Raw genomic sequence first — 21,597 nt, 5'->3', positions numbered from 1 at the left:
ACGGGGACAGCGGGAGGAGGAAGACGCCACATGGCCGCCTTGGTCGTCGAGCGAACGGGCGCAGGTGTGATCGTGCGTGCGGAGGAAGCGGCTGTGCCGATCCCGCCGCCGTTCACCCTCGCCGACGGGCGCACCCAGATCTACATCGACGAGGCAGCGCTGCCCGTCTTCGACCAGCTCGAACCCGAGGTGCTGGCACGACTGCGGGCCGAGCTGCGCCCCGAAGGCGTGGGGTTGCCCGCGATCAGGCTGCTCTCGCCCCGGGCCGGTCTCGCCGCCCCGAACGGGTCCCGGCCGCTGGCCCTGCGCCTGGCCGAGGCGCTCGACGTCGAGGTCGTGGCGCCTGACGGAGACCTGGTCATGCTGCGCGGCGGTGAGCTCTTCTCCGCGGGCGAGCAGACCGGCTGGGTCGGCTTCCGGCCCGGCGCCTCCAAAACCCACGACGGCCCCCGCTATCCCATCCCGGAGTGGCAGGACGGGCTGTCGACCAGCCTGCGCACCCGGCCGATCGACCCGCGCATCAGCATCACCCCCATCCCGGCCGGGGTGTGGGTGCGGGCCGCTGGGCAACCGGCACGTCCGCACAGCGACGTCGGCTTCCGGCTCCCGCTGTCGCGCAACCGGCTCGCCGTCGTCGTCGGCGCGCCCGGCGAACCGCAGCCCGCCACCGAAGCGCTCGCGGCGTTCGTCAGCGGGCTCCCCGCGCCCATGCGCGACACCTTCGGCCTGATCGGCTACGGGCCGGAACCCGTGAGCGTGCGCCCCGTCGCGCAGCAGCTCGCCGAACTGCTCGGGCAAGCCGTGCACGGTTGCCACGCCGTGCCCCAGTACCTGCCGGAGGGCGGGCAGACCTGGCTGGTTCCCGACGAGACGGGCGACGCCAGCTGGCTGCCGTTCGTCCTCGAAAGCACCTACCAGCCCGGTGTTCCGCCGACCCCGCGCAACTGGCTGCCGCCGGTATCCGGGCTCACCGGCGCAGGAGCCGGGACGTTCTGGCTGCAGGACGGGTGGCTCGTCGACGTGCTGGCCACCGGCCTGCTCGTGCGACCCGTCCGGGTGCCGATCGACCCCGTCGCCTCCCGGCTGCCCATCTCGCCCGATGCGGTCAACCTCGTCGTCAGCTCCGCGGCCGGCCCGCCGCCCGAACGCGTCCTGACCGCGGTGGAACGCCTCGCCTCCGAACTGCCCGCCGCGGCTCGCGAACGCCTCCGCCTCGTGGCGACACCGCACGCAGGACCCGACTACCTGGGCCGGTTGGCCGCGTCGCTCAAGGTCGACGTGCACGTGCTCGGCACCGGGGGTCCGGGCCCGGCCGTCGCGGTCGCCCCGAACGCGCCGCTGCGCTCCCACCCCTGGGAAGCCGGTTCCGGCGTGGTTCCCACCGGTCTGGCCGACGGGCAGCCGGTCGCGTGGATTCCCGCCCCGCCGAGCGGGGTGGCCGCCGCCCCGAGCACGGGCCCGGCACCGGCCTTCCCGCAGCCGGGGCCGTCCGCTCCTGCGGTCGCCGCTCAGTCCGAGCCTGCCGCTCCGGCTGCTGTTCAGCACCGGATCCGGCACCAGCCGACCGAGCCGCTGCGCATCGTCTCGCCGGTCACCGTCGACGCCGAAGGCCGGATGCGCCCCACCGGCGACGGGTGGCAGCCCGGTGAACCGGGTGCGCCCGCTCCCGCGGTGCCGACCGGGAACCCCGCCGCTCCGGACGTTCCGGCGACGCCGGTGGTTCCGGTGGTGAGCGAGGTGTCCGGGCCGCCCGTGCCTGCGTCGCTCGGACCTGCGACACCGCTGCCCCAGCTGTCGCAGCCGCAGTCGACGCAGGTGCCCGAGGTCTCTTCGCAGGACATGTCGGCGGCGCCCGAGACGGGACCTGCCGAGACGGGACATGCTGTGTCAGCACCGGGCGAGCAGAGCACCTCCGATGTGCCGGAAAGCCCGGTTGCGGAGTCGAAACCGGTTGTTGCGAGTGCGGTTTCGGTTCCGGTCACCGCGAGCTCGGTGCAGATCCCGGTCGTGGCGTCCAGCACCCCGCTCCCGTCGATGAAGCGGACCGAGCCGGAGCCCGACCCGGAACCGGCTGCCGAAGACGCGACTCCTGAACCGGATGGCCCTGAACCGGATGGCCTAGAACCGGATGGCCCAGAACCGGCGGCGCCCGAGACACCGAAACCCGCGCCGGTCGTGCCTCCCGCGCCGGTCGCCTCGGGGCCGACGCCAGCGCCGATTCCCCCAACACCGACCTCTGCTCCCGTCGCCCCCGTCAGCCGGCCCGCGGCCCCGGCGGCAGCCGCGGCAGCCGCGGCACCCGGACCTGCTCCGATCGCTCCTGCCGCTGCGAACCGGGCACCCGCACCGGCTCCGGTCCTGCCCCCGGTGCACGCGCCCGCCCCGGTGAGCGCTGCGGTTCCGGTCGTGGCTGCGGCGACCACCGTGGTCGCCGCCGTCCCGAACGTCACCGCCGACACGGCTGCGGCTCCGGCGGTCGAAACCGCTTCGCCCGCAATCACTCCCGACGACGCGCGCGAGCAGGCCGAGGTCGTCGCCGATGACGGCGCCTCGGAGTCGGTCGCCGAGCAGCGCGACGACGCCGCTGCGGACCAGATCTCCTCGGTCGGCGTGGCCGAGTCGGTTGAGGTCGCTGCTGATGCTCACACCGCTGTTGAGGAGCAAGCCGCTGCCGAGGAGGTGGGGGAGGCCGAGCAGGTCGGCAGCGATGACCAGGTCGCCGCTGCCGCGTTGAAGCCGTTGCTGCTCAAGGACCACTCCAGCACGGAGGAGGACCGCCAGCAGTTCAAGAAGTCCCTGGGCTGGAAGTACGACGCCGCGACGCGCTCGGTGACGCGCCTGCTCGCCGAACGCCCCGGGTTGCGCGGCGGGATGCCGGTCGACGACGTGATGCTCACCGAACTCGCGGCCGTGCACGTGTTCGCCACCTCCGATCAGCGCGAGCTCGTCAACGCGATCCGCACTGGTGATGCCGCGTCTCACTACCCGTTCATCTCCTGCCTGGCAGGCGGTCTGCGACGGCTCCCGTCGTTGCAGGGCCTGGTCGTGCGCGGTGGTCCGGGTGACGCGGAGGCGGTCGCGGACTACGTGGTGGGCAGCGAGCTGATCGAACCCGCCCCGATGCTCGGCGTGTCCGACGACGCCGCCGGGGTGCCGGGGTCGGTGGAGCTGCTGATCTGGTCGGTGACCGCCCGACGGCTCGGCGGTCTGGCCGCCGACGAGAACGCCGCCGACGTCGTGTTCCCGCCCGCGACCTCCTACCGGGTGCTGGCCGTCGAAGCCGACGCCGGACGGGTGCTGCTCACCGAGGTCGGCAAGAAGCAGCGTTCCGAGGAAGCGCGGCAGAAGCACGACGCCCGCGTGCTGGAACGCCTCACCGAGGCCGCCAAGCACCGCGACGAGAAGTCCCCCACCGGAGGCTCCGAACCGGACCACGACCGGTACTCGGTGCTGCTGGGCGAACCGGCGAACCCGTTCGCGACCCCCGCGGCGGTCGATCGGTGAGCCCGGGACCCGCCGAGGTGCACCGGCTGCTGCTGCAGCTGGCGGGCCGGATCCCGGACGCCGAGCTCGCGTCGCTGCGCACCTGTCTGGCCGATGACGAGCTCGACGAGATCGCCGACTCGCTGATCGCCGCCGTCGATCTCGGGTTGGCACTCACCGAGGCCGAGATCGAGCTGATCGCGGCGCTGGCGCAGGCCAACGACCTCGATCCGGTGGTCCTCGCGGAAGCACCGCGCGCCACCGAACCACCTCCCTGGCGGTTCACCCGGGAATCCTCGGGCGATGCCGACGACGCCGCGGTGCGCTCCGCCGAACGCGTCGGGGGAGCGCGGGCGCTGTGGCGCAGCGGCCGGGTGTCGGCCGAGATCACCGAAGCGGTCTACCTCGTCGAGGCCGAGGACGACGCCGACCTGATCGAGCTCACCGCCGAGATCCAGCACGGCATCGCCGAAGCGGGCGGGAGCCCCCGCGTGGAGGTCTTCGCCGACGCTCCGACCGGCTACCACGAAGCGGCGCTGGCCTCCGCCGACCTGGTCTGGGACCCGGCTCCGCCCGCGCGGCTGGCCCGCGTCTTCGACGGGGCCGACACCGTCGGCAAGCCGTTCTTCCGGCCCGACCACCCGCGGGCCGAAGCCGTGCAGCGGCAACGGTTGCTGGCCTACCTGGGGTCGGGTGCGATCGCGATGGCCACCGAGCGGGTCATGCCCGACGTCATCGACCCGAACCGCACCGTCCCGCTGAACTTCCGCTCCGACGGAACCTGGGTCTGGAACGACGCGGTCTGCTACTACCTCGACCGCTACCACCTGGCGCCGGACCCCGACCTGATCTCGCACGTGGTCGCCGCCGATCCCGAACCTCCCGGGCTCGGCCGGCTGGACCTGCACCGCGCGATCGACGTGCTCACCGCGCCCGCATCACCCGAACCGGCAGACGAGAACCTGGGGCGAGAATGACCAACACACGATCGATGCTGTCGGTCTCGGCGACGGCGCCGGACTCGTTCCGCACCATCGGGGACGCGATCGCCTCGGCCACCACCGGCGACGTCATCTCCATCCAACCCGGGACCTACGCCGAATCGGTGGTGCTCAGCCGCGAGGTGACGCTGTCGGCGGCAGGCGCGGCCGGTGGCGTGCGCATCGAGTCCACCGGTGACCCGGCGATCGTGATGGCCACCGAGTCCGCCGTGCTGTCCGGGATCGTCCTCGGCCACAGCGGCTCCGAGACCTCGGCGATCGACGTCTCCACCGGGCGGTTGCGGCTGGAGGAGTGCCGGGTCGAGGCGTCCTCGGCCGCCGCGCTCTACGTCCACGGCCAGGCCGAGGCCAGCGCCAACGGCACCGAGTTCAGCAACCCCGGCGGTGCCGGTGTGATCGCCATCGACGGTGCTGAAGGGCACTTCGGCAACTGCACGATCAGCAACGTCAAGGCCGCGGCGGTGGTGATCCGCACCGACGCCGACCCGCAGTTCGTCGGGTGCACGATCGCCGATACCGAGGGCAGCGCGGTGCTGGCCGCCGAACGCGCTCGTGGCGCGATGCGCGACTCCCGGATCGTGCGCGCGGGCAACCCCGCGGTGGTGGTCGAGGGCGACAGCTCGTTCCGCCTCAGCGGCACCACCATCACCGAGTCCTCGGGCGTCGGTTTGCTCGTCGCGTCGCGGTCGACGCCGCTGATCGAGGACTGCACGATCACCGCACCGGCGGCCCAGGGCGTGGTGCTGGTGCAGCGGGCCGAGCCCGAGATCCACCGGCTGCGCGTCGAGAAGCCCGGCGGGTACGGCCTGCACGTGCTGGAGGACTCCCGGGGCGAGTTCGGCGAGTGCACCGTCGTGGACTCCCGGGACGCCGGGGTGTGGATCGCCGGGGCCTCGCCCACGTTCTCCGGGCTGGACGTGACCGGTGCCGGAGGTGCCGGGGTGGTGGTGGCCGAGAAGGGCACCGGGACCTTCCGGGAGCTGACCCTGCGGCGCCCGGAAGGTGCGGGCATCGAGATCCGCGGCGCCACTGCGACGGTCACCGGCGGCGCCGTCGCCGAGACGACCGGCGACGCCGTGCTGCTGGCGGACAAGGCCGGGATCGAGGCCGACGACGTGGCGATCTCCGCTGTCGGTGGGGTCGGTGTGCGGGTTGCCGAGCAGAGCTCCGCCGACCTGCGCGGGGTCACGGTCGCGGGCAGCGCGGGCACCGCGGTGCTGGTGACCGACGGCCAGGCGGTGCTGCGCGGCTGCGATCTCTCGGACGCCGGCGAGCACGGCGTGAAGGCCTCCGGAACGTCCTCGGTGGCCTTGGAGCAGACCCGCATCCGGGAGTGCGAGGTCAACGGCCTGGAATGGGCCGCCGGTTCCTCCGGCGTGCTCGATCGGTGCGAGATCTCCGGCAACGCCGCCGACGGCATCGTCGTCGGCTCCACCGAGTCGATCAGCGTCCGCGACACCGTGACCAAGGACAACGGCGGCGCGGGCGTGCGGGTGCAGGTGCGGCGCGACAACGTGCGGCTCAGCGGCATCACCAGCGCGCAGAACGGCGACCCGGAGAGCGATTCCGGCGAGGCCGCCCCCGAATCCGACGACACGCAGCGGTTCGGCAGCTCGCGCAGCGCGGGCGACGCGCCGCCGAGCGAGTCCGGTCGTGAACCCGAACCCACCACGAGCAAGCGCGGTTCGGAGGGCAGGCTCGGTGAACTCCTCGACGAGCTCGACGCGCTGGTCGGCCTGACCGACGTCAAGCGCGAGGTGGAGGTCCTGACCCGCCTGGAGCAGATGGCGGAGAAGCGCGCCGCGGTCGGGCTGCCGATGCCGCCGATGAGCAGGCACCTGGTGTTCGCGGGATCGCCCGGTACGGGCAAGACGACGGTGGCCCGGCTCTACGGCCAGATCCTCAAGGAGCTCGGGGTGCTGCGCACCGGCCAGCTCGTCGAGGTGGGGCGCGCCGACCTGGTGGCCAGCGTCGTCGGCGGAACCGCTCTGAAGACCACCGAGTGCTTCGAGAAGGCCCTCGGCGGCGTGCTGTTCATCGACGAGGCATACACCCTGTCCGGTGGGGGCGGCGGTGGCGCCGACTTCGGCCAGGAGGCGGTGGACACCCTGGTCAAGCTGATGGAGGACCACCGCGAGGACGTCGTCGTCATCGTCGCCGGGTACACGATGGAGATGCGCAAGTTCCTGGCGACAAACCCGGGCCTGGGCTCTCGTTTCTCGCGGACCATCGAGTTCGCCGACTACAGCAACGACGAGCTGGTCACCATCGTCGAGGGCATGTGCCGCGCCAACGACTACCGGTTGGAGTTCGAGACCCGCGAGGCGGTGCTCGGCTACTTCGCGAAGTACCCGCGCGACGAGGCGTTCGGCAACGGCCGCACGGCCCGCAAGGTCTTCGAGGAGATGATCGGCCGCCAGGCCTACCGCCTCGCCGACGACCCCGAGCTCAACCCGGTGGCCATGACCCGGCTGCTGCCGGAGGACATCGGGGCGCTGCCGGGCAGCGGCGTCGGTGCCGGTGCGGCCAGCGCCGACACCGCCAAGGTGGAGAGCCTGCTCAACAAGCTGCACCACATGGTGGGCCTGGCCGACGTCAAGTCGGAGGTCGGCAACATGGTCGACCTGCTGGCTTCGGCCAAGCAGCGACAGGCCGCCGGGCTCCCGGTTCCCTCGCTGAGCAGGCACCTGATCTTCGGCGGACCGCCCGGCACCGGCAAGACCACGATCGCCCGCCTCTACGGCGAGATCCTCGCGGCGCTGGGCATCCTGCAGCGCGGTCAGGTCGTCGAAGTCGGTCGCGGCGACCTGGTGGGCGAGTACGTCGGTCACACCGCGCACCGCACCACCGAGGCCTTCGACCGGGCGCGGGGAGGGGTGCTGTTCATCGACGAGGCCTACACGCTGTCGTCGCAGCGCGGGTCCAGTTCGGACTTCGGCCAGGAGGCCATCGACACCCTGGTCAAGCTGATGGAGGACCACCGCGACGAGGTCGTGGTGGTGGCGGCCGGCTACGAGGGGCAGATGGAGGAGTTCCTGGCCGCGAACCCGGGCCTGTCCTCGCGCTTCTCGCAGCGGGTGCGCTTCGCCGACTACAGCAACGACGAGCTGGTCACCATCGTCACCCAGCACGCGGCCGCCGCGGGGTACGAGTGCACCGGACCGACGGTCGCGGCGCTGCGAGCGCATTTCGTGTCCACCCCGCGCGGGCCGTCGTTCGGCAACGGCCGGTACGCCCGCCAGGTCATGGACGCCGCGGTCACCCGCCACGCCAAGAGGCTGCGCCGCACCGCCTCGCCCACGCTGGAGGACCTCTGCCTCCTGCTGCCCGACGACGTCCCCTCCGCGGGCGAGGTCGCCAGCGGCTGAGCCGAATTCGACTGGACACGTCGGCTAGCGTCGAGATGTGCTGGAGGAGCTCGCGGAACGGCACGGCCTTCGGGTGCGCGTGCTGGAGGTCGACGAGACCGGATGGGACTTCCGTGTCGGTCACGCCGTCGACGCGGAAGGCACTCGCTGGGTCCTGCGCGTGCCCCGGCGCCGCGAGGTCCGCGACCTGATCGAGGGCGAACGCCGGCTGCTCGATCATCTGCGCCCGCGATTGCCCGTGGCGGTGCCGGACTGGGAGATCTGCACCCCGGAGCTCATCGCCTACCGCAGGCTCCCGGGCCGACCGCTGGGGCCGGAACACCCGAGGACCCTGGAGTACCAGTGGTGGCGGGAACCGGCGGAGGACTACTTCGACGACCTGGGCGCGGTGATCGCTGAGCTGCACCGCACCCGGGTCGACGCCGTCGCGCGTCTGGGCGTGCCGGTCTCGGGTCATCGCGACCTCCGGGAGGAGGCCGCCGATCACCTGGGACGGGCGGAGAACGTGCTGGTGGTGCCCGAGGAGAAGGTGGCGCGCTGGCGGTCCTGGATCCACGACGATGCGTACTGGTCAGGGGCCGCGGATCTGCGCCTGGTCCACGCGGATCTGCACCCAGGGCATACGCTGGTGGACGAATCCGGCCGTCTGACAGGGGTTCTGGACTTCACCGACGCCGCGGTCGACGACCCGGCACTGGATTTCACGGCCGCGCACAACGCGTTCGGCGAGCGCGGCCTGTCGCGGCTCGTCGCGGCGTACGCGCAGGCCGGCGGGCGGGTGAGAGCTGAATTCGTGTCGCATGTTCGGCTCCTCTCGGAGTTTCGCTTCTCGGTATCGCTGGGTGTGTACGCGGTGGAGACCGGTCGAGGTGGGTTCCTGGACATCGCGCAGCGGCGCCTTCTCGGGTGAGCACCTGTGTTTTCCCACTCTTGATTTGTCAAAGAGCAAGTCTCCGAACGGAAATCCCGCTCGTCGAACTGATGTTTCAATTGTGCACCCGGGCGTTCGACAGCGCTAGCGAATAGCCATCGCTGGATGGGGTGGATGATTCGGTCACGTTCTGAAACCGATTGGCAGTGAAAAACTTTCAGTGAACCCCGGAGGAGTGAAGCGCCCGCGCCGCTCACCGGGCGGAGGTGGCCGAACAGCAGCGCCGGTCCGTCCCCGGCCCTCCGGGAGAGGAGGTCGGGGGCGGACCGGCGCTGGTTCTGGCAATCCCTCAGCGGGATGCGCGGCCGCTGATCACACGATCGGGATCGGGATCTCGAAGTGCACCGCGGGGCTGTGCGCGGGGTCGGTGCGCCCGTCGTGGATCTCCTTGGCGACGCTGCGCCAGAAGGGCTCCGCGCCGTCGATGGCGGCGTTGGTGTGCAGGTAGATCGTGTCGTAGCCGGGGGTGCGGGCGACGAAGCGGCAGGCCAGGTCGACCAGTTCGCGCGCCAGACCGTGGCGGCGGTGCTCGCGGCGCACGTAGACGCGGAAGATCTGCGCTGTCGTGCCCGAGGGGTAGCGCTCGGCCAGCCACGGGGCGTGCGGCGGGCTCTGCGGTCCGTCGGAGCGCACGCCGGTGGTGGCCACGACCTCGCCGTCGAGGACGGCGACGAACAGCGCTTGGCGGGGGTGGTCGAAGTAGGCGGCGTCCATGTCGATGACGTCGCGGTGCCAGCGGGCGTCGTAGCCGTGGCCGAACTCCCGGTAGAAGGTGTCGAGCATGACCGAGCGGGCGCCGGCGGCGTCCTGGCGGGTGGCCTCGCGGACCACGTAGCGACCGATCTGGCGTTCCTCCGGCGGGGCCACGGCGACCTCCCTCATCGATGACGTCTTTTGAAAATCATATTCAATTAGTGCTCGACCATGCGTCCGGACCCGGCGTTGCGGTCGCGATTCACCCGAAGCGGACACGCCTCGGTCGCGCGTGTGCGAGGCTCAGCGGATCCTGAGAGCTGGAGGACTTCGATGGGCCGAGCCGACCTGATGGACCTGGTCGTCGCCGAACGCACCGACCTCGCCGAGTACCTGGGAACGCTCACCCGCGAGCAGTGGGAGGAGCCGAGCCTGTGCGCGGGGTGGCGGGTCCGCGACGTGGTCGCCCACGCCATCGGCTGCGACGAGCTCACCTGGCCGGGCTTCCTCCGGCGCGCCGCCCGCTCGGGTTTCAGGCTGGGGGCGGTCAACGAGCTGATCCTCGCCGAGTCCCGCTCCGCGAGCACGGGTGAGCTGCTCGAACGGCTGCGCGCGAACCTCCGCCCGACCGGCCCGATCACGATCGCGGGCGGCATGGTCGCGTTCCTGGACGGGCTGATCCACCACCAGGACATCCGCCGCCCGCTCGGGCATCCGCGCGAGATCCCGCCGGAACGCCTCCGCGCGGCGCTGGACCTGGCCTTCAAGGCGCCCCCGGTCGGCGCCAAGAAGCGCGCCGCCGGCCTCCGCGTCGCCGCCACCGACCTCGACTGGAGCCGGGGCGAAGGCCCGGAGGTGCGAGGACCGGCCGAAGCGCTGCTGATGACGCTCGCCGGCCGGTCCGTCGCCTTCGTCGAACTCGACGACGAAGGTAGGAGCGCCCTCGCCGCGAGGCTCTAGCCGCGCAGCGGCGGGATGGTGGGGACCTCGGAGGCGCTGGCGATGGCTTCCGAGGTGAGGCGGAACTGCTCCGGGTAGTGCTCGCGGCTGGTGCGCCGGGCCGGTTCGGTGGTGCGCCACATGTACAGGCAGCGCGGGCACTGCAGCACCTCCCAGGCGTCCGGCACGGGTGAGGTCGTCACCGTGCGGATCTCCGGGTCGGCGCAGCGGGGGCAAACGGTCTGCATCGGAATTCCTCTCCGCGCGGGAAGTCTCAGCGGTCGGCGATCAGGGAGCGCAGGCGGTCGGCCCACTCGGCGGTCTCGGGGAGGTCCTTGGTGGGAGTGCCGAAGTTGCCGCGCACGTCGGGCTTCACCGGGGTGGTCGCGTCGATGATCATCTTGCTGGTCACGCCCGCCGGCTGGGAGGCGGGAGCCAGCTCCACCACCGACAGGTTCGGGATGACCACGACGTCCTCGGACGGGTTGACCTTCGCCGACTGCGCCCACATGACCTGCGGCAGGTCGAACGGGTCCACGTCCTCGTCGACCAGGATCACCTGGCTCACGTAGCCCAGGCCGTGCGGCGTCGTCATCGCGCGCATCCCCACCGCCTTGGCGAAACCGCCGTAGCGCTTGGCCGTCGAGATGATCACCAGCAGGCCGTGCGTGTACATCGCGTTGACGGCCTTGACCTCGGGGAACTCCGCGCGCAGCTGCTTGAGCAGCGGCACGCAGGTGTTCGGGCCGACGAGGTAGTCGCACTCCGTCCAGGGCATCCCCAGGTACAGCGACTCGAAGATCGGGCGGGTGCGGTAGGAGATCCGCTCGATGCGCACCACCGGCATCCGCCTGCCGCCCGAGTAGTGGCCGGTGAACTCGCCGAACGGGCCCTCGATCTGCCGCACCCGCGACTCGATGAAGCCCTCGATGACGACCTCCGAGCCCCACGGCACGTCGAAACCGGTCAGCGGAGCGGTCGCGATCGGCATCGGCTCTCCGCGCAGGGCACCGGCCATCTCGTACTCGGACTGGTCGTAGGCCATCGGCATGCCCGCCACGATCGGCACCACCGGGTCGTTGCCCAGGGTGATCGCCACCGGCAGGTCCTCGTCCAGCTCCTCGGCCTTGCGCACGTGCTGGGCGATGTCGTGCATCGGAACCGGTTGCAGCGCCAGGCGATCGGTGCCGATCACCTCGATCCGGTAGATGCCGAGGTTCTGCTTGTCGAAGTTCTCCGGCTCGTCCGGGTCGCGCGAGACCACCGCGGCCTTGTCCAGGTAGAACCCGCCGTCACCGTCGTTGAGCCGGAACAGCGGCAGCACGTCGAAGAGGTTCACCTCGTCGCCGGAGACGCTGTTCTCCCGCCACGGCGGGTCCTCGCGGCGGACCGGCGCGACGGGGAAGTCGTCCCAGCGGCGCGCGAACTCCTCGACCTGCTCGCGGGTGGAGGTCTCCTTCGGCAGTCCCAGGGCGAGTGCGTGGTTGCGCCACGATCCGTGCACGTTCATCGCGATCCGCGCGTCGGTGAAGCCGGTGACGTTGTCGAACCACAGCGCCGGAGCGCCCTCGCCGATGCGGCCCGCCGCGTTGGCCGCCGCGGCCAGATCCGGCTCGGGGGACACCTCCTCGCCGATCCGCAGCAGCTGCCCCTCCTTCTCCAGGGCGTCCAGGAACGACCGCAGGTCGTCGTAGGCCATCGTTGTTCTTCTCCTTCGTGGGGCTCAGGAAACCTTGAGCTTGGCGGTGCGCAGGCCCTCCCAGCGCTGCGCCGCCGGGGCGGGCAGGTCGAGCTGGTCGAGGACGCGGGCGGTGATGTGCTCGACGAAGTCGTCGATCGAGGTCGGGTTGTTGTAGAAGGCGGGCATGGGCGGCACGATCCGCACGCCCATCCGCGAGAGCGCGAGCATGTTCTCCAGGTGGATCTCGCTCAGCGGCGTCTCGCGCGGCACGATCACCAGCGGACGGCGTTCCTTGATCGTCACGTCCGCCGCGCGCGCCACCAGGCCGTCGGCGTAGCCCGCCCGGATTCCGGCGAGCGTCTTCATCGAGCACGGAACGATGACCATGCCGTCGGTCCGGTAGGAGCCCGACGAGATGTTCGCGCCCTGGTCATCGGGGTTGTGAACGACGTCGGCGAGCCCGCCGATCTCCTTGACGCTCAACCCGGTCTCCAGCTCCGCGGTGGCCCGCGCCCAGCGGCTCAGCACCAGGTGGGTCTCCACCTCGGGCAGCTCCCGGAGCTGCTCCAGCAGTCGCACGCCGAGCGGCGCCCCGGTCGCTCCGGTCATCCCCACGACGAGTCGCACAATTCTCCTTTTCGGTCACTTCGCGCTGATGTCTCCACGCTAAGTCCCGATGACGCAGGTGAGCGGGTACGCTGGCGACACGTGATGGGGAGAATCGGACAGGTGCTCGGATGACCGAGATCACCGACGTCGCCTACCGGCCGGGTTTGAACGCCCCGATCGGCATGGACGTCATTGACTTCGCCGAGCTGCGCGACCGCGCCCGGCGCCGGGAGATCGACCTGGGCGGGCCGCAGCGCCCGGACTTCCACCACCTGATCCGCGTCCACGCCGACGCCGAGGCGCTGCCGCACACCGTCGACTTCGCCGAGCACGTCATCCCGCCCGGCGGCTGGCTGTGGGTGCGGCCAGGGCAGGTCCACCAGTACGGCGCGCTGACCCGCTCGCGCGGCACGATCGTCATCTGGCGCCCCGGATTCGTCCCCGTCGACCCGCGCCCGCCGGAAACACCGGTGCTGCCCGGCGACGCGGCGCGCACCGCCGTCGACCTCGCCCTGCGGCACCTGGTCGCCGAGTACGCCGACCTCGGGGCGATGACCCTCGAAGCGCACAACCGGTCGCTGCGGATGCTGCTGGAGGTGCTGCTGCTGAGGCTGGCCCACGCGGGTTCCGCTCCGCCGCCGAGCATTCCGGCCGGCGGGCCGTTCGAGCGGTTCCGCACCGCCGTGGAACGCGACTTCACCCGCACCCACCGCGTCGCCGACTACGCCGCCGACCTCGGGTACAGCAGCCGCACCCTCACCCGCGCCACTCTGTCGGCCACCGGACGTTCGGCCAAGACCTACCTCGACGACCGGATCATCCTGGAGGCCAAGCGCCTGCTCGTGCACACCGACCGGGCCTCCGCCGACATCGCCCGCCACCTCGGGTTCACCACACCGGGCGACTTCAGCAAGTTCTTCCGCAAGCACGACGGCAGGACACCGCTGGCGTTCCGCGCCGAGGCCCGCGGACTCACCTGAAGAACCGGCTCACCTGAAGCCCCGACTCACCTGAAGAACGGGCTCACCTGAAGCACGGGTCCTCGGCGACCATCCGCTCAGGGTGGGGAAGCACCAGTTCGTGGGAGTCCGGGTCGAGGTCCGTGCCGATCGGGTAGAGGGTGCCGCCCATCGACTCGGCGCGGCGGCGCCAGCGCTGGTTGCGGCGCAACCGGTCCGGCAGCCAGAACGGATCGGTCTGGCCCACACCGTCGGAGAGCAGGTCGAACAGCCACACCAGGTCGTCGTCGGGAACCCGCAGGCCGGGCCGGGTGAACGAGGCGCGGCGGTGCGGGAAGAGCAGGCCGATGCTGGTCTCGCTGAGGTCGAGCTCGGTGACCTCCGGCATGGTCGCGGCCAGGAAACCGTCCAGCGCGCGGTCCGGCAGGAAGTAGTCCGCCCACACCTTGTGCACGCGGTTCCACCCGGCCGTCACGAACGGCTCGTAGCGGGTGTCGGTGCTGATCGCGAACTCCCAGTAGGAGATGTCCCAGGTCTGCGGCCGGACGTCGAGACCGCGCAGCAGGTGCGCGTCGTCCGGCGGCCGATCCGGGTGGTGGTAGGCGCTGAAGCGCAGCTGGTAGCGGTCGCGGTGCGGGGCAGACCAGCGGATCAGCAGGTCGTCCACCTCGTCGTGGCCGATGAGCACCCGGGCGGTGTCCACCGCTTCCTGCAGCGAGGAGAAGTGCGCGTCGTAGACGCGGGCCCGCGGCGGGACCGGGGTCAGCGCCAGGCGGGCGCGGGTGATGATGCCCGCGCACCCGAGACCGCCGAGCACGGCCCGGAACAGCGCGCTGTTGCGCTGCGGCGTGCACCAGCGCACCGCGCCGGTCGGCGTCACCACCTCGACGGCCTGCACCCGGTCGATGATCGAACCCTCGCCGTGCACGCTGGAGATCCCGCCGACGCTGAGCACGCCCCCCGTGGTCAGCTGCAGGTACCCGGTCGGCCCCGAGGTCATGCGGAGCCCGCGCAGCCACGCGTGCCAGACCACGTCGCGCAGCAGCACCCCGGCCTCGACCTCGGCGTGCTCGTCGGTGATGGCGTGGATCAGGTCGAGGCTGCGCGTGTCCACCTGCACCCCGCCGGACGAGCACAGCGCCTGCCCTCCGGTGGTGTGCAGGGTGCCGTGGGCGCGCAGCGGGACGTCGTTGCGCGCGCACCAGGCGGTGGTGACGGCGACGTCGGCGGTGGAGCGGGGGTGCAGGATCGCGGCGGGCCTGCGGTCGACGAGGTTTCCCAGGTCGGAGGCGTGCAGCTCGTCGCCGTCGGTGACCAGGGAGCCGCCGCCGGGGAGCGCCGGGAAGGTGGAGAGATCCGTCGTGCCCGAATGCATTCCCGATCGCGCCCCCACGGTGAACGACGTCCGCCGAAAACCAGTCCAAATCGGAGTCCATCCTGCGGAAGCGGGCTTTCCCCGCGCTTTCTCACCTGGTGAGGCCCGGTTCTGCGGGGCGGGTTGGCTGATTCCAGACATTCACCTGTTCGTTCTGGTTCCGGACATGCGGGCGGGGGAGGATGCCGCTGTTGTCCTCCGGCCGTCGGGGCAGTGGGTGCCGGGGCACTGGAGCGGAAGGGAAGCGGTGTGAAGACAGCTCGGTTCGGCCGTCTGACGGCACTGGGGGCGGCCGCGCTGGCCGCGGTGGCGGTGGTGACGGCTCCCGTCGCATCGGGAGCGCCGGAGACCGCGCAGGTCCGGCTCATCACGTTCAACGACCTGCACGGCAACCTCGAACCGCCGTCCGGATCGTCCGGTTCGGTCACGCTGCCCGACGGGACCAGCGTCGAAGCGGGCGGCGCGCAGTACCTGGCCACGCACGTCGCGCGGCTGCGCGAACAGGCGCCGAACTCGCTGGTGCTCTCCGCGGGGGACAACGTGGGCGCCTCGCCGGTGAACAGCGCGCTGTTCCACGACGAACCCACCGTCGCGTTCCTCAACCAGCTCGGCGTGGCCACCTCGGTGGTCGGCAACCACGAGTTCGACGAGGGATTCGAGGAGCTGCAGCGGCTGTCCGACGGCGGGTGCCACCCCGTCGACGGGTGCCAGTTCCGGGAGTCTTTCCCCGGCGCGGACTTCGAGCAGCTGGGCGCCAACGTCACCTTCGAGGACGGGCGCCCCGCGCTGAAGCCCTTCGACGTGCAGACCGTCGGCGGCACGCGCGTGGGCATCATCGGCGCGACGCTGGAGGAGCTGCCGTCGGTGGTGGCGCCCGGAGCCATCGAGGGCCTGAAGTTCGGCGACGAGGTCGAGGCCATCAACCGAACCTCGCAGGTGCTCGACGGCATGGGCGTCAAGGCGCAGGTCGTGCTGCTGCACCAGGGCGACGGCACCGAAGGCGGCGGACCGGACGACTGCAACCTCACGCCGGGCCCGGCCGCCGAGATCGCCAAGGCCGCGTCGCCGAACGTGGACGTGATCTTCAGCGGGCACAGCCACTCGCAGTACAACTGCACCGTCGACGACCCGGCCGGCAACCCGCGCCAGGTGCTGCAGGGCGCTTCCTACGGGCGGCTGCTGTCGGTCGCCGACCTCGCGATCGACCGCGTCACCCAGGACGTCGTGCGCGCGGAGACCGAGGCGCACAACGAGATCGTCACCCGCGACGTGCCCGCAGATCCGGCCGCCCAGGCGCTGATCGACGAGGCCGCGACCAAGGCGGCCCCGATCGCGAACCGGCCCGTCGGCAGCATCACCGCCGACCTGCCGCGCGCCGGCGCGCCCTCCGGGGAGTCGCCGCTGGGCGACGTCATCGCCGACGCGCAGTTCGAGGCCACCGCGGCAAACTCGCCGCAGGCCGCCATCACCAACCCGGGCGGCATCCGCGCCGACCTGCTGTTCCCCGGTTCACCCAACGGTGAGGGCGACGGCGTGGTCACCTACGGCGAGGCCTTCGCGGTGCAGCCCTTCGGCAACATCATGCAGACCATGACGCTCACCGGCGCCCAGCTCAAGGCGGTCCTGGAGCAGCAGTGGACCCCGGAGGAGACCAACGTCCTGCAGGTCTCGGCCGGGCTGCACTACAGCTACTCGGCGAGCGCCCCGATCGGCTCGAAGGTCACCGAGATCAGCATCAACGGCCAACCGGTCGACCCCAACGCCCCGTACCGGATCTCGGTCAACAACTTCCTCGCCGGTGGTGGCGACGGCTTCACCGAGTTCACCAAGGGCACCGACATCGCGGGCGGCCCGGTCGACCTCGACGCCTTCCTCGCCCACCTCGACGCTCACCCCGGCATCGCCCCACCCCCGGCGGACCGCATCACCGCACTCCCCTGATCGGGCGAACTCACGTCGAAAACCCCGGCTTTCATCGCGTGAAAACCGGGGTTTTCGATCGGGGGTCAGCCTTGGGTGGCGAGGGAGCGGAGGAAGAAGGCGAGGTTGGCCGGGCGTTCGGCGAGGCGGCGCATGAAGTAGCCGTACCACTCGTCGCCGTAGGCCGCGTAGACGCGGAGCTTGCCGCCCTCGGCTGCGATGCGGCGTTGTTCGTCCGGGCGGATGCCGTAGAGCATCTGGTACTCGAAGTCCGACGCCGAGCGGCCGTGGCGGGCCGCGAGGTCGCCCGCGATGGCGACCACGCGGGGGTCGTGCGAGGCGACCATCGGGTATCCCTCGCCGGCCATCAGCACCTTCAGGCACCGGACGTACGACCGGTCCACCTCGGACTTGTCCTGGAACGCCACCGACTCCGGCTCGGCGTAGGCGCCCTTGCACAGCCGGACCCGCGACCCGGCGTGCGCCAGGTCCTTGCAGTCCTGCTCGGTGCGCCGCAGGTAGGCCTGCAGCACCGCGCCCACCCACGGGAAGTCCACGCGCAGGTCGCGCAGGATCCCCAGGGTCGAGTCGGTGGTGGTGTGGTCCTCCATGTCCAGCGTGACCGTCGTGCCCGCCGAGCTCGCGGTCTCGCAGATCAGCCGGGCGTTGTCCAGCGCGATCTTCTCGCCGTCCTCGGGCAGGAACTGGCCCACCGCCGACAGCTTCACCGACACCTCGGCCCGCTCCGCCAGGCCCTGCTCGGCGAGAGCGCTGAGCAGCTGCCGGTAGTCGCGGACGGTCGCGTCGGCCTGGCTCACGTCGAGGGTGTCCTCGCCGAGCCGGTCCAGCGTCACGAACAAGCCGTGTCCGCTCAACTCCCGGGTCGCCGCCACGGCGTCCTCGGGGGTGGTGCCGGGCACGAAGCGCCGCACCACGGGCTTGGTCAGCGGGTTGGCCTCCACCAGACGACGCACCGACGGCGAGCGTCCCGCGGCCAACAATGCACTGCGCAACACCGAGTTCTCCCCACGCTCAAGCTGTTTCAGCCACAACCGGGGCGCCCCGGGCCGGGGCGCCCCGTCACGATCAACCCATGTGCGGGTAGGTGTGACCGGTCGGCGCGTCCCAGGTCTCCTTGATGGCCCGCGGGCTGGTCCAGCGCTGGATGTTGAGCAGCGATCCGGCCTTGTCGTTGGTGCCGGAGGCGCGGCTGCCGCCGAAGGGCTGGCGGGACACGATGGAGCCGGTGGGCTTGTCGTTGACGTAGAAGTTGCCGGCGGCGCCGCGCAGCGCGCGGTGGGCCTCGTCGATGGCCGAGCGGTCGGTGGCGAAGACCGCGCCGGTCAGCGCGTAGGGGCTGGAGGAGTCGACGACGTCGAGGATCGACGAGTAGTCGGCGTCGTCGTAGACGTGCACGGCGATGATGGGTCCGAAGTACTCGGTGGTGAACACCTCGTCGGACGGGTCGCTGCACACCAGCACGGTGGGCTCGACGAAGTAGCCGACCGAGTCGTCGTAGCCGCCGCCGGCCAGGACCTCGATGGTGTCGGTGGCCTTCGCGCGGTCCAGCGCGGCCTTGTGCTTGGCGAAGGCGCGGGCGTCGATGACGGCGCCGCCGAAGTGGGAGAAGTCGGTGACGTCGCCGAAGCGGATGGTGCGGGTGAGGTCCGCGAGCTCCTCGCGCAGTCCGCCCTCCCAGATGGAGCGGGGCACGTAGGCGCGGGAGGCCGCCGAGCACTTCTGGCCCTGGTACTCGAAGGCGCCGCGGGCGAACGCGGTGGCCAGCGGGGCCGGGTCGGCCGAGGGGTGCACGACGATGAAGTCCTTGCCGCCGGTCTCACCCACGATGCGCGGGTAGCTGCGGTAGGAGTCGAGGTTCTCGCCGATCGTGCGCCACAGCTTCTTGAACGTGGCGGTGGAACCGGTGAAGTGCAGGCCCGCGAAACCCGGGTCGGTCAGCGCGACGTCGCTGACGGCGTGGCCGTCGCCGGTGACCAGGTTGATCACGCCCGGGGGCAGCCCGGCGGCTTCGAACAGCCGCATCGTGAAGTGCGCCGCGAACTGCTGCGACGGCGTCGGCTTCCACACCACCGTGTTGCCCATCAGCGCGGGCGCGGTGGGCAGGTTCCCTGCGATGGCGGTGAAGTTGAACGGGGTGATCGCGGTGACGAACCCGTCCAGCGGCCGGTAGTCCATCCGGTTCCACTCGCCCGGGACCGAGCGGGGCTGCTCGGCGATGATCTGCCGGGCGTAGTGCACGTTGAACCGCAGGAAGTCGATGAACTCGCAGGCGGCGTCGATCTCGGCCTGCTGCACCGACTTGGACTGGCCGAGGATGGTGGCGCCGTTGATGGTGTCCCGCCACGGCCCGGCCAGCAGGTCGGCGGCGCGCAGGATGACCGCGGCGCGCTCGTCGAACGAGGTCGCGGCCCAGCCGGGGGCGGCGGCCTTGGCGGCGGCCACGGCGTCGGCGACGTCCTGGCCGGTGGCCTGCGCGGCGGTGCCGAGCACGTGGGCGTGGTCGTGCGGCTGCACGACGTCGAAGCGGTCACCGCCCGCCATGCGCTGCTGCCCGCCGATGGTCTGGGTGAGCTCGACGTGCTCGGACTCCAGCTCGGCAACGCGCTTCTGCAGCGACTCGCGTTCCGGCGACCCGGGCGCGTAGCCCTTGACCGGCTCGTTGTAGGGCACCGGTACCGAGGTGATCGCGTCCATGCCTGTTTCGCCTCCTCAAGGCGCCGAGTGGGTGTGTTGATTGGAGATTAGGGTGTGGCCCACGCCTGGAGCTTGTGCAGTTGGCTATCGTTGAAGGTGTCGGTTTGTGGGATCGGACAAATGCCGCGTGATGTCGAGTCGGCCGGGATGAACGACGTCGGTGCTGTTCCGGATGTCGGGGCTGCTCCGGACATCGGGGCTGTTCCGGACGTCGGGGTCGCGGACGTCGGGGTGCCGCTGCGGCAGCTGCTGACCGCCGTCGGCGACCCGCTGGTGGACGTGCTCGCCGCGCCGCGCGGCCTCGACGTCGAGGTGCGCGACGTGGTCATTGTCGACCCGGAGGAGGACTCCGGCAGCGCGCGCGGCGGGGACTTCGTGCTGGTCATCGGCGCGCGCGGCCGGGCGGCGGTACCGCTCGTGCGGGCCGCCGCGCGCGATGGGGCTCCGGCGGTGGCGGTCAAGATCGGCTCGGAAGCGGAGGCGCGGGCGCTGCGCGACACCGCGATCACCGGCGGCGTCGCGCTGCTGGGCGTGCGGCCGGAGGTCCGCTGGGAGCGGCTGGAGGCCTACGCCCACAACGCGATCGACAACGCCCGGCTGACCAGCGACGCCGACGTCGGCGAGGCGCTGGGCGACCTGTTCTCGCTGGCCCAGACGGTGGCGGCGATGACCGACGGCATCGTCAGCATCGAGGACACCGCCAGCCGCGTGCTGGCTTACTCGCGCTCCGACGACGAGGTCGACGAGCTGCGGAGGCTGTCCATCCTGGGGCGCCAGGGCCCCGAGCAGTACCTGGCGATGCTGCGCGAGTGGGGCGTCTACCAGCGGCTTCGCGCAGGTGAGGACGTGGTGCGCATCGACGAGCGCCCCGATCTGGGCATCCGGCGGCGGATGGCGGTGGGCATCCACGCGGGCAGCCAGCCGCTCGGTTCGATCTGGGTGCAGGAGGGGCGCAGGCCGCTGTCGGAGCGCTCCGAGCGCGCCCTGCTCGGAGCCGCCCGGCTGGCCGCGCTGCAGCTCATCCGGCAGCGCTCGGAGGCCACCGCCGGGCCGAGGCTGCGGGAGAACCTGCTGGCCGGCTTGCTGGAGGGGCGGGTCGACGCGCGGTCGGTGGCCGACAACATCGGCGCCGACTCCGACCGGCCCGCCGTGGTCGCGGTGTTCACGCTGCGCCCGACCGGCAGCGTGGACCGGTCCGAGCTGGAGCTGCAGCGCGCCGAGATGACCGGTCTGATCTCGGTGCACGCCTCGGCCTACCGGCGCAGCGCGCTGGTGACGACGATCGGGTCCCGGGTCTACGTCCTGCTGCCCGAGCTGCCGGAGCGCTCGGCCGCCCAGTCGGCGCTGTCGCTGACCCGCGAGATCGTGGCCGCCGCCAAGCAGCACCTGACCTCGCGCGTGCAGGTCGGGGTGGGGTCGGCGGTGCCGACGCTGGACGAGGTCGCCGAATCCCGGGCCGAGGCCGACCGGGTGCTGGACGCGCTGGTGCACGACGTCGACGCCGAGGTCGCGACGATCTCCGACGTGCGCGCGCAGGTGGTGATCAGCGAGATCCTCACCGTCCTGCAGGGCAACGAGCGCTACCGGGACGCCCGGCTCACCGCCCTGCACGAGCACGACGCCGAGCACGCCACGGACCTGGCCCGCAGCCTGCTGACGTACCTGGAGCACTTCGGGGACGTCAAAGCGGCCAGCTCAGCCCTCCACGTCCACCCCAACACCCTGCGCTACCGCATCCGGCGCGCCACCGACCTCACCGGCATCGACCTCGCCAACCCCACCGAACGCCTCAACACCCACCTCCAGCTCCTGCTCACCAAGCGCACCCGCCACCGCTGACCTGCCCGCGTCGTCTCCCGCGCGCACGCGGTCACCCGGTTTCAATGGAAGTCGGACACCTGATTCCCAGTGAAAATCGCGGGC

General features: G+C 71.6%; 15 protein-coding genes. 8 read left to right on the top strand and 7 right to left on the bottom strand.

Features of this window, described 5'->3' with window-relative positions; genetic code table 11:
• Positions 1 to 30 precede the first annotated feature (30 nt).
• The 4 genes from QFW96_RS02950 (at position 31) to QFW96_RS02935 (ending at position 8,762) form a co-directional block, all read left to right on the top strand.
• Positions 31 to 3,504: a hypothetical protein gene (locus QFW96_RS02950; RefSeq protein ID WP_281453904.1), complete on the top strand. Its 3,474-nt coding sequence runs from the start codon at positions 31 to 33 to the stop codon at positions 3,502 to 3,504.
• On the top strand, positions 3,501 to 4,460 hold the full coding sequence (locus tag QFW96_RS02945) for a hypothetical protein (protein ID WP_281453903.1): 960 nt from the start codon (positions 3,501 to 3,503) through the stop codon (positions 4,458 to 4,460). Before QFW96_RS02950 ends, QFW96_RS02945 begins: the two co-directional genes overlap by 4 nt.
• Positions 4,457 to 7,852 carry a right-handed parallel beta-helix repeat-containing protein gene (locus QFW96_RS02940; protein WP_281453902.1) on the top strand — a complete coding sequence of 1,132 codons (3,396 nt, stop codon included), beginning with the start codon at positions 4,457 to 4,459 and terminating at the stop codon, positions 7,850 to 7,852. The genes QFW96_RS02945 and QFW96_RS02940 overlap by 4 nt, the downstream gene beginning before the upstream one ends.
• A 79-nt stretch (positions 7,853 to 7,931) precedes the next feature.
• A complete protein-coding gene (locus QFW96_RS02935) occupies positions 7,932 to 8,762 on the top strand; it encodes a macrolide 2'-phosphotransferase (protein WP_281453901.1) in 831 nt (276 codons plus the stop codon).
• A gap of 333 nt (positions 8,763 to 9,095) precedes the next feature.
• Here QFW96_RS02935 and QFW96_RS02930 read toward each other — a convergent pair whose 3' ends face one another.
• Entirely contained in the window at positions 9,096 to 9,665 is a 570-nt protein-coding gene (locus QFW96_RS02930; RefSeq protein ID WP_281453900.1) for a GNAT family N-acetyltransferase, read from the bottom strand.
• Between the two features lie 144 nt (positions 9,666 to 9,809).
• On the opposite strand from QFW96_RS02930, the gene QFW96_RS02925 reads away from it, so the two are divergent.
• On the top strand, positions 9,810 to 10,436 hold the full coding sequence (locus QFW96_RS02925) for a maleylpyruvate isomerase family mycothiol-dependent enzyme (protein ID WP_281453899.1): 627 nt from the start codon (positions 9,810 to 9,812) through the stop codon (positions 10,434 to 10,436).
• On the opposite strand, the gene QFW96_RS02920 is transcribed toward QFW96_RS02925, so the two are convergent.
• The 3 genes from QFW96_RS02920 to QFW96_RS02910 are packed head-to-tail and all read right to left on the bottom strand — an operon-like array spanning position 10,433 to position 12,723.
• Complete coding sequence (locus tag QFW96_RS02920) at positions 10,433 to 10,663, bottom strand: non-oxidative hydroxyarylic acid decarboxylases subunit D (protein ID WP_281453898.1); 231 nt, start codon at positions 10,661 to 10,663, stop codon at positions 10,433 to 10,435. The genes QFW96_RS02925 and QFW96_RS02920 overlap by 4 nt on opposite strands.
• 26 nt (positions 10,664 to 10,689) lie before the next feature.
• Positions 10,690 to 12,114, bottom strand: coding sequence for a non-oxidative hydroxyarylic acid decarboxylases subunit C (locus QFW96_RS02915; protein ID WP_281453897.1), 1,425 nt, complete (start codon positions 12,112 to 12,114; stop codon positions 10,690 to 10,692).
• A 24-nt stretch (positions 12,115 to 12,138) separates the two neighbouring features.
• Entirely contained in the window at positions 12,139 to 12,723 is a 585-nt protein-coding gene (locus QFW96_RS02910; RefSeq protein ID WP_281453896.1) for a non-oxidative hydroxyarylic acid decarboxylases subunit B, read from the bottom strand.
• 110 nt (positions 12,724 to 12,833) lie between these two features.
• Between QFW96_RS02910 and QFW96_RS02905 the strand changes: the two genes are divergently transcribed.
• The gene (locus QFW96_RS02905) at positions 12,834 to 13,685 is read left to right on the top strand and encodes a helix-turn-helix domain-containing protein (RefSeq protein ID WP_281453895.1); all 852 of its coding nucleotides are present in this window, start codon (positions 12,834 to 12,836) and stop codon (positions 13,683 to 13,685) included.
• Positions 13,686 to 13,728: 43 nt separating this feature from the next.
• Here the strand turns inward: QFW96_RS02905 and QFW96_RS02900 are convergent, their stop codons facing one another.
• Positions 13,729 to 15,039 (bottom strand): FAD-binding protein, encoded by a 1,311-nt coding sequence (locus tag QFW96_RS02900; RefSeq protein ID WP_281453894.1) that lies wholly within the window; start codon positions 15,037 to 15,039, stop codon positions 13,729 to 13,731.
• Positions 15,040 to 15,288: 249 nt separating this feature from the next.
• Here QFW96_RS02900 and QFW96_RS02895 point away from each other — a divergent pair, with 249 nt between their 5' ends.
• The gene (locus tag QFW96_RS02895) at positions 15,289 to 16,980 is read left to right on the top strand and encodes a bifunctional metallophosphatase/5'-nucleotidase (RefSeq protein ID WP_281453893.1); all 1,692 of its coding nucleotides are present in this window, start codon (positions 15,289 to 15,291) and stop codon (positions 16,978 to 16,980) included.
• A 65-nt stretch (positions 16,981 to 17,045) separates the two neighbouring features.
• Here the strand turns inward: QFW96_RS02895 and QFW96_RS02890 are convergent, their stop codons facing one another.
• Both QFW96_RS02890 and pruA read right to left on the bottom strand, forming a co-directional pair.
• Positions 17,046 to 17,975: a proline dehydrogenase family protein gene (locus QFW96_RS02890; protein ID WP_281453892.1), complete on the bottom strand. Its 930-nt coding sequence runs from the start codon at positions 17,973 to 17,975 to the stop codon at positions 17,046 to 17,048.
• A gap of 70 nt (positions 17,976 to 18,045) precedes the next feature.
• The gene (gene pruA, locus QFW96_RS02885) at positions 18,046 to 19,674 is read right to left on the bottom strand and encodes an L-glutamate gamma-semialdehyde dehydrogenase (RefSeq protein ID WP_281453891.1); all 1,629 of its coding nucleotides are present in this window, start codon (positions 19,672 to 19,674) and stop codon (positions 18,046 to 18,048) included.
• A 120-nt stretch (positions 19,675 to 19,794) separates the two neighbouring features.
• Here pruA and QFW96_RS02880 point away from each other — a divergent pair, with 120 nt between their 5' ends.
• Complete coding sequence (locus tag QFW96_RS02880) at positions 19,795 to 21,513, top strand: helix-turn-helix domain-containing protein (protein ID WP_281453890.1); 1,719 nt, start codon at positions 19,795 to 19,797, stop codon at positions 21,511 to 21,513.
• Positions 21,514 to 21,597 lie beyond the last annotated feature (84 nt).

The organism is Saccharopolyspora ipomoeae (assembly GCF_029952525.1).
GTDB classification, from domain to species: domain Bacteria; phylum Actinomycetota; class Actinomycetes; order Mycobacteriales; family Pseudonocardiaceae; genus Saccharopolyspora; species Saccharopolyspora ipomoeae.
The sequence above is the reverse complement of the archived record's forward strand: the minus strand, read 5'-3'. Positions and strand labels throughout refer to the sequence as shown.

Excerpts from the sequence above, each read along its gene's own strand:
- QFW96_RS02905 (WP_281453895.1), top strand. The coding sequence starts at position 12,834 with ATGACCGAGATCACCGACGTCGCCTACCGGCCGGGTTTGAACGCCCCG.
- QFW96_RS02880 (WP_281453890.1), top strand. The coding sequence starts at position 19,795 with ATGCCGCGTGATGTCGAGTCGGCCGGGATGAACGACGTCGGTGCTGTT.
- QFW96_RS02950 (WP_281453904.1), top strand. The coding sequence starts at position 31 with ATGGCCGCCTTGGTCGTCGAGCGAACGGGCGCAGGTGTGATCGTGCGT.
- QFW96_RS02900 (WP_281453894.1), bottom strand. The coding sequence starts at position 15,039 with ATGCATTCGGGCACGACGGATCTCTCCACCTTCCCGGCGCTCCCCGGC.
- QFW96_RS02915 (WP_281453897.1), bottom strand. The coding sequence starts at position 12,114 with ATGGCCTACGACGACCTGCGGTCGTTCCTGGACGCCCTGGAGAAGGAG.
- QFW96_RS02925 (WP_281453899.1), top strand. The coding sequence starts at position 9,810 with ATGGGCCGAGCCGACCTGATGGACCTGGTCGTCGCCGAACGCACCGAC.
- QFW96_RS02940 (WP_281453902.1), top strand. The coding sequence starts at position 4,457 with ATGACCAACACACGATCGATGCTGTCGGTCTCGGCGACGGCGCCGGAC.
- QFW96_RS02920 (WP_281453898.1), bottom strand. The coding sequence starts at position 10,663 with ATGCAGACCGTTTGCCCCCGCTGCGCCGACCCGGAGATCCGCACGGTG.
- pruA (WP_281453891.1), bottom strand. The coding sequence starts at position 19,674 with ATGGACGCGATCACCTCGGTACCGGTGCCCTACAACGAGCCGGTCAAG.
- QFW96_RS02930 (WP_281453900.1), bottom strand. The coding sequence starts at position 9,665 with ATGAGGGAGGTCGCCGTGGCCCCGCCGGAGGAACGCCAGATCGGTCGC.